The sequence below is a fragment of the Cryobacterium sp. MDB1-18-1 genome, from assembly GCF_004402735.1.
Lineage (GTDB): Bacteria > Actinomycetota > Actinomycetes > Actinomycetales > Microbacteriaceae > Cryobacterium > Cryobacterium glucosi.
Map to the genome: position 1 here is coordinate 32,069 of NZ_SOFR01000065.1, position 15,191 is coordinate 47,259.

The window sequence follows — 15,191 nt, forward strand, 5'->3', positions numbered from 1 at the left end:
CATGGGAACAGTCTCAACAGTTTCATCGATCTCATCGGTCGTAGTTGTACACCGGGTTGCCCGTGCCGAGCCCGAGGTCGACGGAAACAGCGAGGCGGGCCGTGCCTGCTGCTGCGGGAGCGGCGAGAGTGCAGCTGGTGGGGCCACCTGCCACGGGCGCCGTACCCGGGTCCGTCGGCACCGAACAGCTGTATCCGGTCGTGTATGCGCCGTTGTCCGGGCCGTTCGTCCAGCCGAAGACGCCGGTTGCCGGGTCGTAGGCCAGGCCGGTCACGGCGAGGCTGACGGATGCCGCCGGTGCCGTCATCGTCGCGGACCAGGCCCCACACGTGCCCCAGGTGGCCGAGGTGTCGCACGCGCGCACCTGGTAGCTGAACGGTGCGCCGAAGACCGTCGGGGTCAGCAGCTGGCGTGGCAGGGCGGTCGCGGTGAAGGTCGCGCTCGCGCCGGGGGTCCCCGTCGCGGCGTCGACGGCCCGGACTTCATAGCCCGTGACGCCGGCGCCCGGGCTGACCGGCGTGATCTGCAGGTCGTATGCCGTGTCGTGCATCCCCATCGAGGCTCCCGGGTCGGTGACCGCGCCGGGAGTCGACTGCACCTGAACGGTGGTGACCTGGCTGTTGGTGCAGCCGGCCCTGTTGTATGCCCAGACCACGAAGGAGTACGACGCGGTGTCCGAGGTGAGTCCGGTGAAGTCGACGCTCGTGGCGCCTGCTCCGAGGTTCCTGAGCTCGGCGACGTTCGCGCCGGTGTGGGGAACGACGACGGTGCCGGGGGCCGGGGAGGTGACCGTGCACGCCTGGTTCCCCGTCGGCACCGTTCCGTTCGTGAGGCGTTGCACGAAGTATCCGCCGACGGGGTCGCCGGAACCGGAGAAGGCATCCCACGCGACGTGGACGGTGCCGGCGGCACCGGCCGATGCGGAGACCGCGCCGGCCGTCGGCGCACCGTAAGGCGTGCCCTGGGTCGAAGCGGATGTCCACGCTGAGAGGGCGGGATATGACTCGTTGCGGGCGCTCACGCTCACCGGAACGAACGCGCCGTTGGCGAGGCCGTTCACCGTGAGCGAGCACCGGGTGGCCCCGCAGCCAGGACCCGTCGCGTTCACGGCGGGCTGGGCCGTGCCGTTGACGGTGACCAGGTAGTCCGTAATCGGGGAACCCGCACCGTTCGGAACGGGTGCCCAGCTGATCGTCAAGCCGCCGTTGAGCGGCGCGGCCGCGAGATTTCCGGGCGCCGACGGCACGACATCGGACCAGACGGTGTCGGCGAGCGCGGTCGTCGCGCCGAGGCCGAGGCCGTTGCGCGCTGCGACAGAGACGCGGACAGCGTTGGCCCGCCCGTTGCCGCCGGTCGGGACCGTGCACGAGGTCGCCTGGCAGGTGGTGGTGCTGATCGCTGCGCCCGTCACGGCATTCACGAGGGTGATCTCGTAGCCGGTGACGGCGGAGTTGTTGGCGGCGCCGGGGTTGAAGGCGACCGCGAGACGGGTGTCCGAGAACCCGGTCACGGAGAGGCTCGTCACCGGGTCCGGCCGGTCCTGAACCGAGATCCGCACGGTGCCCCAGGCGTACCGGTTCGGGTCGTTCGTCGCGTCGGCGACCTCGTACTCGAGGTTCGTGTCCGCCGCAGCGGCGTTCGCTGCGACCTGCACGCTGAGTGTGCTGTTGTCGGCGCTCGGGGTGATCCTGACCCCGGCAGGGATGCCGGCACCGCCGAGTCCGCGCACGGCGACGACCCGGAGCGGGACCTGTGGGAACGGGTTGGCCGCGCCGTCGTTGGCGAGCACGTCGACGACGGTCGTCTGGCCGCGGGGGGCGATCGCGACATCCGCCGCCGGGATGGCGAGCGGCCGGGTGGACGCGACGACACTCATCTCGATGCGCCCGGCCCGACCGGGCGTACCGCCGGCCGAGACGCCGATCGTGATGGACCCGTGGCCGCCCTGCCCACCCGAGGCCGGCAGCGTCGTGGTCCTGGCGTGCAGTGTCAGCTGCTGGCCATCGAGCGAGTAGTCGAATCCGACCGGTTTCGGGTCGAGCACCGAGTACACGAGGGAGGCCTGGTCGTTCGGGTACGGGTAGGACGTCAGTTTGGACAGGTCGATGACCTTGGTCTGGTCGGGTTCGAAGTCGAGTACGGCGCCGTCGAAGGCCGGCGGCTGGTTCGCCTGCGGCGTCACCGTGATCGGGAGAACGATCGTGGCCGTGTGGCCATCCGGGTCTCCTGCGCCGGTGCCGTCCGTGACGACGAACGACACCGAGGCCGGACCGTAGTACTGGTCCGCGCTCGTGAAGGCGATGCTCGTGTCCGAGGTGGCGAGGTCTGCACCGTTGGACCGGGTGGCGTGCACGAGGCTCCGGTCGGTGAGGCGCACCTGCTTGCCGCCGACGGCGACGACGTAGTCGTTGATCGGGATGGTGAGGTTGGCGCCGCTCGCGACGGTGAGCGCGGGAACGCCCTTCCGCAGTTGCGGCAGGGCGTCGGTGTACCCCGGCACCCAGATGAACGCGAGGGCGGTGATGCTCGCGTCGTCGGGGTTCGCGACCTGGAACGGGATGATCTGGCTCGTGGCGTGCACGGTCACCCGGACGCGCTTGGCGTCTGTGACCCTCGCGGAGTCGGCCCAGGACTCGGGGACGCTCAGCGCCAGGCCCCGGGCCGGCCCGTCGGCGAAGGTCACGTTGGCGAGAACGTCGACGTCGACGGTGCCGCCCGCGAGCACGTCGGAGAGGGTCAGGTGGGTGTCCCTGGCCTCTGGCCTGGCACGCGGGGCATCCGCACGCACGACGACGGTGAGGAATGTCGAGCTGGTGCCGCCGCGCTCGTTGCTGATCTCGTAGATGAAGCCGAACCGGCCGGGTGTCGCGGGAGCCGTGACCGCGATGGTGTCCCCGGCGATCATGGCCGTGCCGTGGTCGGCCGCGAGGTCGGCAGGGGTGCCGCTCGGTTCGACGGCGCTGATCGTGAGCCGGCCGCCGTCGGGGTCCGAGTCGTTGGCGAGCACGTGAACGGAGACGGTGCTTCCCGGACGCACCACGACGTCGTCGGGGGCCGCGACAGGGTTGCGGGCGCCGTCGAGGCGCGGGCTGATCCCGATCCGCACGGTGCCGATCGCCCGAGCGCCGAGGGCGTCGACGACGGCGTAGCTGAACGTGTCGGTTCCTGCGGAGTATTCCCCGGCCTGGTACCGGAACGTGTCCGTCCCGTCCGCGGTGACGGATCCCTTCTCCGGGTTGGTCTCCTGGCCGACGAGCTGGACCGAGTCGCCGTCAGGGTCGATCCCGGTGAGCGGGATCGACACTTCGACGGTGCCGCCGGAGAGCACCCGCGCGGTCACCGTCTTCGGGACGGGCGGATTGTTGGTGCTCGGGTCGGCTTCGCGCACCGAGATGCGCACCTCCGCGTTGGCATACTGGCCGTCGGGGGCGTTCACCCGGTACACCGCGGTATACGTGCCGGGGGTGGCCGGCGCGAGGTAACGCAGCACGGTTCCCGCGGCGAAGAGCAGGCCTGCGCCCGGGGGCAGGCCGGAGGCGAGGACGGGGTCCAGGGTCAGCGAGTCACCGTCCGGCTGTTCGTCGTTCGCGAGGACCGGGATGTCGATGGTGTCGCCGACCCGGACGGTCGCGGTGTCCGCAACGGCGATCGGGGCCTGTTTCTGACCGAGCGCGGGGATTTCGACGACAGTGACGGTGCCCTCGGCATCGGCGAGCCCGTTGCTGATCCGGTACCCGAAACTGAGCCCGCCGTCCGGCAGCGGACGGGTCAGGGTGACCCGGAGGATCCGCTGGTCGAGGATCTCGATCCGCATGCCGCTGGACGCCGGCACGTTCATCGTCCCGGTGATCAGCAGCACTCCGTTCGCAGGGTCGAAGTCGCTCGCGAGCACGTCGACGAGGGTGGCCTGCTGGCCTCGGATGAAGGCCGTGTGGGGAACGGTGACGGGGGTGCTGTTGGCGTCGGCGGCGGGAGCGACGTCGACGCGCACCCTTCCCGTCGCGGTGAGCTGCCCGTCGGTGACCGAGTACTCGATCTCGTGGACCCCCGGGGTGCTGCTCAGGAACCGGAACGCACCGGAGGCGAAGTCGGGGGTGATCGTGGCATCCGGCTTGGCGGGGACGCTCGAAAGCCGCAGCGGCGCCGACCCGCCGCGGGCGTGGTCGAGCGGGGACACCGAGACTTCGGCCCCCGCAGTCGCGAGCACGATGAAGGAGTCAGCGACGATCGGCACGGCGCCGCTCGCGCGCACGGAGACGGTCAGCGAGCCCGTGCCGAGCAGGCGGCCGTCGGAGACGCTCAGGCCGACCCGTTTGTCATCGGCGTTCGTGCCGGCATCCGTGAACACGACGGCGCCCGCGGGGGTGAAGCTCAGCAGGTCGGGGCCCGCGGCGGACGCTGAGGCGAGGTAGACCGGGTCGCCGTCGGGGTCGATCCAGTCGCCGAGCACCTGGCTTGTCACCCGGCCGCCGGCACGCACGGTCGCGTGGGTGGTTCGCACCTGCTGGGGAGCGGAGTTCTCCCCCGGCGCCCTGAGAGTGACGGTGACGGTTGCGGATGCGCTCCCGCCACGGCCGTCGTTGATCGTGTAGCCGAAGCGAAGCTGACCGGTTGCCGCCTCCGCGACGGTGAGCTGCACCTGCTGGTTGTTGCCGACGAGGTCGAGCCGGCCGTCGGTCGCGTCGATCGGTGTGACCGATTCGATCACGAGCACGTCCCCGTTCGGATCGGAGTCGTTGAGAAGCACGGGGAGGGTCACGATCCGGCCGGGCCGGGCTCCGAAGGAGTCGTCCACGGCGACGGGCGGGGCCTGCACCTTGTCGTAGACCGGAGGGGTGTCGTCGCCGTTGGTCTCGATGCGCTGGGTGTCCGGGGTCGTGTCGATCAGGTCGGCCCAGTTGTCGATCAGCTGGTTGTCACGCTGGACCGCCCACGTCGAACCGTTGTGCGCATCGTTCAGCACGAGCCCGGTGCCGTTGCGCCGGAAGGCGAGCCTGGCGTTGTCGTTGAGCCCGGTGAGGGTCGTCGTCGTGCCGGACTGCGTTCCACGGGAGCCTCCGGACGCTCCCGACGCCGAGCCGCCGGACCCGGCGTCGCCGCAGTCGCGCCAGGCCGTGCCATCCGACCAGGCGGCATAGGCGCACTGTCCGGCGGTGTCCGGGGCCGCCGCTGTGCCGTTCCGGCCGCTGACGAGCACGGTCGGGGCGCCGCCGGAGAGCGGGACGGCGACGAGCCCCTGCTCGTGGGCGATCAGCACGCGGGAGCCGGAGAGACTCGGCTGCTGCAGGGCGGGGGCGCCGCCGTCGACGATCAACCCGGACAGGTCGACGTCCCTGCCATCGAGGAACAGGTGCCGCGAGGTCGCGTTGAGGAGCGCCCAGGCGCCGTTCACGCTCGTCAGCTGATAATCGTCGCCCGGCGACCCCGCGCTGAGCGTCTGGCTCGAGGTGACCGTTCCGCTTCCGGAGGGCGCCTGGGCGAGGGCGCCCGTCGCGGGAGTGAATGAGACCAGGGTTCCGGTGTCGTCAACGCTCACGACCGAGCCGGCGCCGAGGGAGAGGGTCGGCGCGGTCGCCGTGTCGAAGCTCGCGAGCCGGCTCGTCGGGGTCTCCCAGACCTCGCCGTTCGAGGCGATCAGGGTGCGGGTTCCTGCGAGGAACACGGCGGGCGCCCGGGGCGGCAGTGCAACGCTGCGCACGATCGTTGCCGTGGCCGGGTCGAGGATGTCGAGGGAGCTGTTGCCGGTGTCGAGCACGAGGACCGTCGCTCCGGACTGGAGCACGTCGAGATTGGAACTCTCGCTCGTCACGACCGTGTTTAGTTCCATCACCGCCGTGTTCGCCCGGCCGACAGCCTGGCGGGCCTCGTTCGTGACCCAGACGGCGGCATCGCCGAGGTCAAGACGCTGGGCGGTGTACCCGCCGGACACGACAGCGGTCGTCACGACGAGGGCCAGGACGAGCGTTCCGCCGAGGGCCGTCGCCCACGCCGAGCGGTGCGCAGCGAACTGGCGGGAGACCCAGAGACGGATCACGAAGCGTCGCCGCCTCTGGTCAGGTCACCGCGCGTGCTTCCGGTCACGGACCCGCCGGCGTCGACGCACTTCTCGCCGCTCGCGCCCCCGGTGCGCCCGTCCCGGTTCACGGCGACACTTGCGCAGACCCTGGCCTGTCCGTGCGGGTCGACGCTGAACTCAGTGCCCTTCTGGATGCTGCTCTCACCGGTGCGGAGGGTGATCACGTAGCTGTCCCCCCGGGCGATGCCCGGGTCAGCCCAGCCGAACACGACCATGCCGTCCCGCAGCTCCCCGGAGACATTGCTCACGGTCGGCAGCCCTGGCGTCGCCTGGTGCGAGAGCGCCGACGCCGTAACGACGGCGAGAACGACGATGACGACGGATGCCGCAACGAGCGCCCAGACGAGCACCGAACGCCGCCAGACCCCCGGCGCCGAGCCCCTGGCTGTGCCGCGGGACCTGCCCCTGGCCGTGCCCGCGCTGCCCGCAGTCCCCGCCGAACCGTCGAACCCAGAGGGGCTGCGCGCGCCGGAGGTGTCGGCGAGCGCGCCGGCCGCCGAACGGCGCCCTCGTGGCGCCTGATGCACCCGGCGGCGGCGCGGCTCCTGGTACGCATTGATCGAATTCACGGCGGAGATGCGGGTGCGGTCGTCGTCGTCGACGCCGTTCTCAGCGGCCCAGTCCTCGTCGGCGACCTCGAGCCGGGTGGGGAGGAGGCCCAGTTCGGCCTCGACGGACTGCAGCTCCCTGATGAGCTCGAGCATGCTGCCCTGGCGCGACTCCGGACGCCGGGACATCGCGCGCTGGAGGATGAGCTCGAGCCTGCCCGGGACATCCGAGCGGCCGATCGCCGGGACCCTGGCCTTGTTGATGCGGGAGATGAGCTGGGCCGAGCTGTTCTCGGCGCCGGGAATCTCGAACGGCGAATGACCGGCGAGGAAGGAGTACAGGGTGGCGCCGAGGGACCAGACCTCGGAGGCGACGGAGCCGGAGACCTCGTCGAGGAGGACTTCCGGAGCGGACCAGGGGATGGACAGCCCGACCGCTTCGACGTTTCTGGCCTCGCTCACCGTGGCCGCGATGCCGAAGTCGCCGAGAACGGCATGCCCGTAGCGGGTGACGAGGATGTTCGAGGGCTTGAGGTCCCGGTGCAGCATGCCGGCCTGGTGCGCGGCCTGGACGGCGTTCGCGATGGTGATGCCGACCTGGAGCACTTCAGGGACGCCGAGAGGCTCTGTGCGGTAGCGCTGGCTGAGCGCCGGAGAGCACTGTTCCATCACGAGGTATGGGCGTCCGTCGGCCGAGACGCCGGCCTGGAAAACGGTCAGGATCGACGGGTGCGAGCTCAGCGAGGCCATCAGGTTGGCCTCGGCCTGGAACAGCTGCCGGACCTGGTCGTTGACGACCTCGGCGAGGAGCACCTTGACCGCGACCTGTCGGCGCGGAAGGTCCTGCTGGTAGAGGAAGACGTCGGCGAAGCCTCCGGAGCCGAGCACCCGGAGGTAGGAGAACCCCGGCAGGTTCGGGGGCGTCGACGGTAATCGTCGCTGCATCGCGGCCTCCCCGTCTCGCTCTCGCCAATGGTCCCTGGACTGGTCCGTGAACGCGCATCGAACGGGTATCACGACTGGCGTCACTCAAGTTTAGGCAGTTGCCCCGCACGTGTCCGGGATGCTGCTCCCCCAACTCAGGGGGTGTCGAAATCAGTGCGTGTCGAGATGGCCGATGTCGAGCGGGCCGGTGTCGGCGTCCTGCGAGGCGGACGGGCCGCCGGTTCCCAGGTCCTCTTCACGGTCTTCGCTGTCTTCGCTGTCTTCGATATCGAGGACGTCGAGGACGATCACCGTCACGTTGTCACGACCGCCGTTCTCGAGCGCGGCCTCGACGAGCGCCTTCGCGGCGTCGTCCGGGTCCGGGTTCGAGATCAGGAAATGCCGGATGCCGTATGCGGTGAGTTCCTTGGTCAACCCGTCGGAGCAGATCAGGAGGCGCATCCCCGGGTGCACAGGCAGCACACGGTAATCGGGGATCGGCGCCTCGTGGAACCCGACGGCGCGGGTGATGATATTGCCGTGCGGATGGACATCCGCTTCGTCGCGGGTGATCCGGCCCGCGTCGACGAGTTCCTGCACGACGGAATGGTCGATGGTGATCTGTTCGAGCACACCGGAGGTGAGCAGGTAGACCCGGGAGTCGCCGATGTTGAACACGACCCACTGGGGAGCGCCGGACACGAGGGTGAGTGCGGCTCCCGTCACCGTGGTCCCGGTGCCGAGGTCGGTCACGCCGACTCCGGACGCCATGTCCGTGACCGCGAGGCCGAGCGCCGCGTTGATGGCCGCATTCTGCGGCGAGTCCCGCCCGGCAAGTTCGGCGAGCCGGTGCACGACGGCCGCGCTCGCGACGTCGCCAGCGGAATGCCCGCCCATGCCGTCCGCGACCGCGAATATGGGCGGCGCGGATATCAGGCTGTCTTCATTGACTTCGCGGCGATGCCCGGTGTCGGTGAGTGCGGCCCACGCGAGCGAGACCGTCTTCTTCACCGAGGGGAAAGCGACCTCGAATCCGCCTGAGCCTTGACCAATCTGGGTCACGGGTGGTGCCTTCCACGATGTGCTGGGAAATACGGAGCCGACTCGGTGCCGCTCGCCGGGATGATCTCGATGATGTTATCGTCCCCGATGTCTATTCTCGTACCCGGAGGCACAGTTCGGGAATCGCCGGGACGGAGCCGCTCCCTGCGCCCGTCCGCGGAGACCACGATGGTGCCGTTCCGGGAGCCCGCGTCAGTGACGACGATGACGTCCCCCACCTGTCGGATGTCGACGTGGGTCGCGGACACGAGCGAGCCGGCAGAGACGACGGCCACGAGAGTGATGCCCGGCCCGACGGGGATGCGCGGCTGTGCGGGGCGCCTGCCCAGCCGATATGGACGGTCGAGAGGGAACTCACGGCCGTCGGACAGCCGGAACCGGGCGAGTGGCGGACGGAGGGCTGCGCCGGTCGCGGTGTCCTCGGTGTCCTCGGTGTCCTCGAGCTGGCGGATCACGGTGTCACCCGCCCCGCGGATCACGGTGTCACCCGCCCTGCGGATCACCGTGTCGTCCGCCCCGCGGATCACCGTGTCGTCCGCCCCGCGGATCACCGTGTCGTCCGGCCTGCGGATCACCGTGTCATTCGGCAGGCGCATCGCGGTGTCGTCCGTTTCGGCCGCCAGGCCGCCTGGCGACCAGCGCGCCGTCCGGCCGACCACTGTGCCCTGTTCGTTCCCGGTTCCGCTTCCAGCGGGTACGGCGGCGGGCGCCGCCGTGTCCGGGGAACCGATCACGACGACGGTCACTGCGGAGAAATCGGCGAGGTTCCAGGGCCGGATGCCCTGGTCGGTGAAGCGTCGTGATCCGCCGACCGAAAACACGTCGACGGCGATCTGTCCGCGCACGACGACGGTCACGGCGGACTCATCCGCTGCTGCACGGATCACGAGCGCGAAGGACTCGAGTGCATCGGAGCCACCGAGCGGCAACAGTCCGACGAGGGCCTCTGCCGAGACGCTGGCGTCTCCGGCCCTGCTCGAGAGCGCCGTGACGAGGCCACGGGGCGCGTCGGTCGGGACCGCGGCGACGAAGGAGCGGCCGGCCACGAACATCCACTCTGGGTCCATGGGACTCCCTTCGTCCTCCTAGGATCTTCACCGTATCCCGAGTACGCGGATCCGCCGTGCGGCGCGGGGAGACCCCACGCACCGGCAAAACCCTCCGAGGTATGGAATCCGCAGCATTTGCCGTAAAAAGCTGCGGAATCGCTTGCCGGGGGAGGGTCTCGCTGGCATAATCGCTGGATGGTCGCAAACGGACGTACCACGCCGGGCAAGCCGGTACCCCTCGATGACGTCTCGAAGAAAATCATCGAGCAGCTGCAGGTCGACGGGCGCAGGTCGTACGCGGAGATCGGCAAGGCCGTCGGACTCAGCGAGGCCGCCGTGCGCCAGCGGGTGCAGAAGCTCACGGATGGCGGGGTCATGCAGGTCGTGGCCGTCACCGACCCGATGCAGCTCGGTTTCTTCCGCCAGGCCATGATCGGCATCCGTGCCTCGGGAGACACCCGGATACTGGCGGAACTGCTCGCCGCGATGCCGGCCGTTGACTACGTCGTGCTGACAGCAGGCTCCTTCGACATCCTCGTCGAGGTCGTCTGCGAGGACGACGATGAGCTCCTCGACCTGCTCAACTCCCAGATCCGCAACCTCGACGGGGTCAGGTCCACTGAAACATTCGTCTATCTCAAACTCCACAAACAGTTCTACAACTGGGGAACACGGTAAAAAATGACACTCTCAGAACCCTTGCTCGAATCCGTTCCCGCTTCGCCCGCGGTCGTCAGCGCTGACGCGACCGGTGCGGATGCCGCCGCTACGCCGGAGGATGCCGGGCCCACCGTCTACACGGACGCCGAGAACGCGGCCATGCAGCAGAAGGCCAAGGACCACCTCTGGATGCATTTCTCACGCCAGTCGGTCGTCGAATCCGGCACGGGCGTTCCGATCATCACGAAGGGCCTCGGACACCACATCTGGGACTCGAACGGAAAGAAGTACATCGACGGCCTGAGCGGCCTCTTCACGGTCAATGCCGGGCACGGGCGCAAGCGCCTCGCCCAGGCGGCCGCCAAGCAGGCGGAGGAACTCGCGTTCTTCCCGATCTGGTCGTACGCGCACCCGAACGCGATCGAGCTGGCCGACCGGCTCGCCTCGTTCGCTCCCGGCGACCTCAACCGCGTCTTCTATTCGACAGGTGGCGGCGAGGCCGTCGAGACCGCGTTCAAGCTCGCCAAGTACTACTGGAAGCTTCAGGGCCGCCCGACCAAGCACAAGGTCATCTCCCGCAATGTCGCCTATCACGGCACGCCGCAGGGAGCCCTCGCGATCACGGGTATCCCCGCGATGAAGGAAATGTTCGAACCGGTCACCCCCGGTGGCCTCCGGGTGCCCAACACGAACTTCTACCGGGCGGACGAGATGGGCTCCGGCTTCGGCGACGACATCGAGAAGTTCGGCCTCTGGGCAGCGAAACGGATCGAGGAGATGATCCAGTTCGAGGGGCCTGAGACGGTCGCGGCCGTGTTCCTCGAGCCCGTGCAGAACTCCGGCGGATGCTTCCCGCCGCCCCCCGGCTACTTCAAGCGCGTGCGCGAGATCTGCGACAAGTACGACGTGCTCCTCGTCGCCGACGAGGTCATCACCGCGTTCGGCCGGATCGGGAACATGTTCGCCTCGACGACCTTCGGCATCGAACCGGACATGATCACCTGCGCGAAGGGCATGACGAGCGGTTACTCGCCGATCGGCGCGACGATCGTCTCCGACCGCATCTACGAGCCGTTCAAGCACGGCGACACGACGTTCTATCACGGCTATACCTTCGGCGGGCACCCGGTCTCCTCCGCGGTCGCGCTCGCTAACCTCGACATCTTCGAGGAAGAAGGGCTCAACGAGAACGTCCGCACGAACTCGCCGATCTTCCGCGCCGAGCTCGAGAAGCTGCTCGCGCTGCCGATCGTCGGCGACGTGCGCGGCGAGGGCTACTTCTTCGGGATCGAACTCGTCAAGGACAAGGGCACGAAGGAGACGTTCAGCGACGAGGAATCCGAACGCCTGCTTCGCGGCTACCTGTCCAAGGCGCTCTACTCCGCCGGGCTGTACTGCCGCGCCGACGACCGCGGCGACCCCGTCGTGCAGCTCGCTCCCCCGCTGACCATCGGTCCGTCCGAGTTCCGCGAGATCGGCGACATCCTCTACGGTGTGCTCGCGGAGGCCCCGAAGTACCTGTAGGAGTCGCGGGCAGGACACCGAGCGCTGGGGTTCCGCCGTTTCGCTTGTGGTGCACCACCGGCGGAACGGCGGAGCACCCGCGTTCGACCCCGCAGTGCCGCTCGCGTGGTCGATCAGGTGTCACCGGCGTCATCCGCCGGCACCGCGAACGCCCACTCGGGCAGGTGCCCGGCGGAGACGACGGTGAGCAGCAGCCTGGCCATGCCGTATTCCGGGTCGATCGCCAGGGCCTGGTCGATGAAGATCCCGGCGACCGAGCTGCGCCCGAGCGCCCACGACAGCCAGGCGAGCATGCACAGTGGCGCGGGGCGCACTCGTTTCGGAGCTAGCGCGACCAGTGTCTTCAGGAGGTCGATACCGCGTTCGATCCGTTCAGGGTCAGGACGTTGCGAGACGGATCCGAGCATGAGGTCGCCGGTCTGCGCGAGGTCCCCCATTGCGCCGGATCCGGCCTGCTCCTCTGCGACGATGTCGTCCATGCTGCGGCCGGTCTCGCGCTGGATCGCGGCATACCGTTCGTTCAGTTCGTGCGTCACCCGCCCGATCTCCTCGCCGAACGCGATCTGCAGCATGACCTGGTCGCGCCGGGCCGGGCTCTTCAGCAGGAACAGCAGGGTTGCTGCCTGTTCGGCGTCGAGAGCGGAGGGGTCCAGTTCGAGCGCGGCCTCCGTTGTCGACACCGGGTCGAGGATGTCCCCGACCATGGCCACGAGTTCGGGCAGGTCGGGCGCGTCGGGAACCTGGGACCCGAGGCATTCGTACCGGGTCAGCCTCCTGGCGCAGCGGTCCCGGAGCGCGAGGTCGACCTTCGGCAGGTCGGCCCGGCTCACGAGGTGCCCGAGTTCACGCCGGGCCTCCGGCGGCAGGTCGCGGTTCACCGGGGACTCCGCGATCTCGGACAGCGGCCGCCCGCCCGCCGGGCAGGCGGGGTCGAGATAGGAACCCCAGCCGTCTGCGGCGACGCACAGGGAATCCCGGACGAGGAAGCCGGACAGTTCGGCCCGGCGGCCCAGGATTTCCGCGAAGCGCTCACCGGGGATGCCCGGCACGTCCGCGAACCGTTCGTCGGTGTAGAGGACGGGTACGACGGCGTCCACCCCCTCGATCTTGCACAGCGTGCCGACGAGAGTGGTCGCGACGCGGCGGAGGACCGTGCGTGCGAGGTCGGGTTCCGGCAGGTTGAAGCGCAGGGCTCCGCAGGTGCGGTTGCCGCGGAAGGCGACGAGGACCACGCTGCGCTCGGGCTGGAACCCGGCGAGCTGTGGCACGAGGGCGAGGAAGTCGTGGGCTTCCTTGGTCTTCACGATGGTCGGTGTCATGCGGACACTCTCCCGGGGCGTTCCCTCCCCGGGTGCGCTCGCTGGGGATCGGTGCATAACTCGCGCAAGGAACGCAACCTGTGCATAACTCCCCACGTAGTCTTGGAGCTATGCCCATTTCGACCATCGTGGACGTCCTCCTCGTCCTGCTCCTGCTGGGCTATGTCGTCTCCGGCTACCGCAGCGGCCTGATCGGCAGCCTGAGCGGCATCGCCGGCCTCGTCGCCGGCGGTATCGCCGCATACTTCCTCGTTCCGCTCGTCGGAGCCTGGGTGCCTGCAGCGGAGTGGCGCACCGCAGCGACCCTCGCCACCGCCGCCGTCCTCCTGCTCGGCGGCCTGTCGATCGGCGGAACCCTCGGCAGGGTGCTCCGTCCCCGAGCGGCCCGAAGACGGCTGCTCGTCGTCGACCGGGTGTTCGGCGCCGGCATCGCCGTCGTCGTCGCAGCGAGCATCGTGTCGATGCTCGCCTTCAGCATCGGGTCGCTCGGGGTGCCGGTCCTGTCGCCCGCGATCGCCTCGTCGACGGTGGTGCGGTCGATCGACTCGCTCACGCCCGATCCGGTCAAGGCCTTCCTCGCCCAGCTGCGTGCGATGGTCGTCACCGAGGGCATCCCTCGGGTCATCGAGGCCTTCAACGGGCCGGTGCCCACGGTTCCCGTCGTCACCGGCACGAGCGCCGAACTGCTCGCCGCGCAGGATTCCGTGCTCAAGATCGTCGGGACGGCATATGCCTGCGGGCAGAACCAGTCCGGGAGCGGCTTCGTCATCGCGCCGGGCCGGGTGCTGACCAACGCGCACGTCGTCGCGGGCGTCTCAGAGCCCGTCGTCGAGTCGGCTGACGGCACGGCCCGCGCGGGAAACGTCGTGTACTTCGACCCGGCGGCCGACCTCGCCGTCATCGCCGTCGCTGGGCTCGATGCCGAACCTCTCGGCCTCGGTGCGGACCTCGCGACAGGAAGCCTGGCCGTGAGCGACGGCTATCCGTACGGCGGACCGTTCGAAACCGGACCCGCGGAGGTCGTCGCGGTCGCACCGGCTGTCGTCGGTGACATCTACGGCGACAATCCGACCTCCCGGTCGATCTACACGCTCGCGGCGGACATCCAGCACGGCGAGTCCGGCGGGCCGCTGCTCAATCAGGACGGCAAGGTCGTCGGCGTCGTCTTCGCGAAGTCGACGGTCACCGCCAACATCGGCTACGCCCTCGCGATGGAGTCCGTCACCCCCGTCGCCGCAGAGGCCGCATCGCTCACAGACTCCGTCGAGCCCGGGCACTGCGTCGTCGGCTAGCTCCACCCGGTCAATGCGAAAATAGGGAAGAACACCGGGGAGCGAGACCGCTCCCCGAGGAGAGGCCACCATGACCATCACCGCTGCCGCCGACGGTTCGGCCCTCGGCAACCCGGGACCGGCCGGCTGGGCCTGGTACGTCGACGACTCCTGCTGGGACGCCGGCGGCTGGAAGCACGCCACCAACAACCAGGGCGAGCTCAAGGCCGTCCTCGAGCTCTTCCGCGCGACCGCGCACCTCGACGAGGACCTCCTCGTGCTGTGCGACAGCCAGTACGTGATCAACTCGGTGACCAAGTGGATGCGCGGCTGGAAGGCCAAGGGCTGGCGCAAGGCCGACGGCAAGCCGGTGCTGAACCTCGAGTTGCTCCAGGAGATCGACGCGGCGCTCGCCGGCCGTCGCTACCGGTTCGAATGGGTCAAGGGACACGCGAACCATCCGCTCAACGAGGCAGCGGATGCCCGGGCCAGGGCCGTCTCCGAGGCGTACCAGCGCGGTGGGCCGATCCCGAAGGGTCCCGGGTTCGTGCGGGCGGGCACCCCAGCGGCACCGGCGGCCCAGACGGCCCCTGCGGTTCCTGCGGTCGGCCCTGCAGCCGGTGCCGCCTCGCGAGAGCAGAAGCCGGCCGTGCGCCGGGCCGTTTCCGCTCCGCCCGCGCGCGCGGCGCATCCGGAGTTGTTCTCGTTCGACGACGCCGCAGACCCCGCCGCCGCACATGAGGTCTCCCTCACGCTCA

At 69.5% G+C, this 15,191-nt stretch carries 8 protein-coding genes and 1 pseudogene; 4 read left to right on the forward strand and 5 right to left on the reverse strand.

The window, feature by feature from the left end; translation table 11 throughout:
- Positions 1-31 precede the first annotated feature (31 nt).
- From E3O50_RS15620 to E3O50_RS15635, 4 genes are all read right to left on the reverse strand, one after another.
- Entirely contained in the window at positions 32-6,034 is a 6,003-nt protein-coding gene (locus E3O50_RS15620) for an Ig-like domain-containing protein (RefSeq protein ID WP_134559522.1), read from the reverse strand.
- Positions 6,031-7,569, reverse strand: coding sequence for a serine/threonine-protein kinase (locus E3O50_RS15625; RefSeq protein ID WP_134559524.1), 1,539 nt, complete (start codon positions 7,567-7,569; stop codon positions 6,031-6,033). The genes E3O50_RS15620 and E3O50_RS15625 overlap by 4 nt, the downstream gene beginning before the upstream one ends.
- 150 nt (positions 7,570-7,719) lie before the next feature.
- Positions 7,720-8,610, reverse strand: coding sequence for a protein phosphatase 2C domain-containing protein (locus tag E3O50_RS15630; RefSeq protein ID WP_322188211.1), 891 nt, complete (start codon positions 8,608-8,610; stop codon positions 7,720-7,722).
- On the reverse strand, positions 8,607-9,677 hold the full coding sequence (locus E3O50_RS15635) for an FHA domain-containing protein (protein ID WP_134559526.1): 1,071 nt from the start codon (positions 9,675-9,677) through the stop codon (positions 8,607-8,609). The genes E3O50_RS15630 and E3O50_RS15635 overlap by 4 nt, the downstream gene beginning before the upstream one ends.
- Before the next feature lie 177 nt (positions 9,678-9,854).
- Here E3O50_RS15635 and E3O50_RS15640 point away from each other — a divergent pair, with 177 nt between their 5' ends.
- Entirely contained in the window at positions 9,855-10,337 is a 483-nt protein-coding gene (locus tag E3O50_RS15640) for an Lrp/AsnC family transcriptional regulator (protein ID WP_134445884.1), read from the forward strand.
- A gap of 3 nt (positions 10,338-10,340) precedes the next feature.
- Positions 10,341-11,843, forward strand: coding sequence for an aspartate aminotransferase family protein (locus E3O50_RS15645; RefSeq protein ID WP_277870854.1), 1,503 nt, complete (start codon positions 10,341-10,343; stop codon positions 11,841-11,843).
- Between the two features lie 113 nt (positions 11,844-11,956).
- Here the strand turns inward: E3O50_RS15645 and E3O50_RS15650 are convergent, their stop codons facing one another.
- On the reverse strand, positions 11,957-13,162 hold the full coding sequence (locus E3O50_RS15650) for a DUF4192 domain-containing protein (protein WP_166790668.1): 1,206 nt from the start codon (positions 13,160-13,162) through the stop codon (positions 11,957-11,959).
- Between the two features lie 110 nt (positions 13,163-13,272).
- On the opposite strand from E3O50_RS15650, the gene E3O50_RS15655 reads away from it, so the two are divergent.
- Positions 13,273-14,454 (forward strand): MarP family serine protease, encoded by a 1,182-nt coding sequence (locus tag E3O50_RS15655; protein ID WP_134559530.1) that lies wholly within the window; start codon positions 13,273-13,275, stop codon positions 14,452-14,454.
- 70 nt (positions 14,455-14,524) lie between these two features.
- Positions 14,525-14,953: pseudogene (locus tag E3O50_RS19930) on the forward strand (RNase H family protein); the annotation flags it as partial.
- Between the last annotated feature and the right edge of the window lie 238 nt (positions 14,954-15,191).

What these genes read in the sequence shown, in the direction of transcription:
- E3O50_RS15625 (WP_134559524.1), bottom strand. Translation starts at nt 7,569, where the DNA reads ATGCAGCGACGATTACCGTCGACGCCCCCGAACCTGCCGGGGTTCTCC.
- E3O50_RS15635 (WP_134559526.1), bottom strand. Translation starts at nt 9,677, where the DNA reads ATGGACCCAGAGTGGATGTTCGTGGCCGGCCGCTCCTTCGTCGCCGCG.
- E3O50_RS15640 (WP_134445884.1), top strand. Translation starts at nt 9,855, where the DNA reads ATGGTCGCAAACGGACGTACCACGCCGGGCAAGCCGGTACCCCTCGAT.
- E3O50_RS15645 (WP_277870854.1), top strand. Translation starts at nt 10,341, where the DNA reads ATGACACTCTCAGAACCCTTGCTCGAATCCGTTCCCGCTTCGCCCGCG.
- E3O50_RS15650 (WP_166790668.1), bottom strand. Translation starts at nt 13,162, where the DNA reads ATGACACCGACCATCGTGAAGACCAAGGAAGCCCACGACTTCCTCGCC.
- E3O50_RS15655 (WP_134559530.1), top strand. Translation starts at nt 13,273, where the DNA reads ATGCCCATTTCGACCATCGTGGACGTCCTCCTCGTCCTGCTCCTGCTG.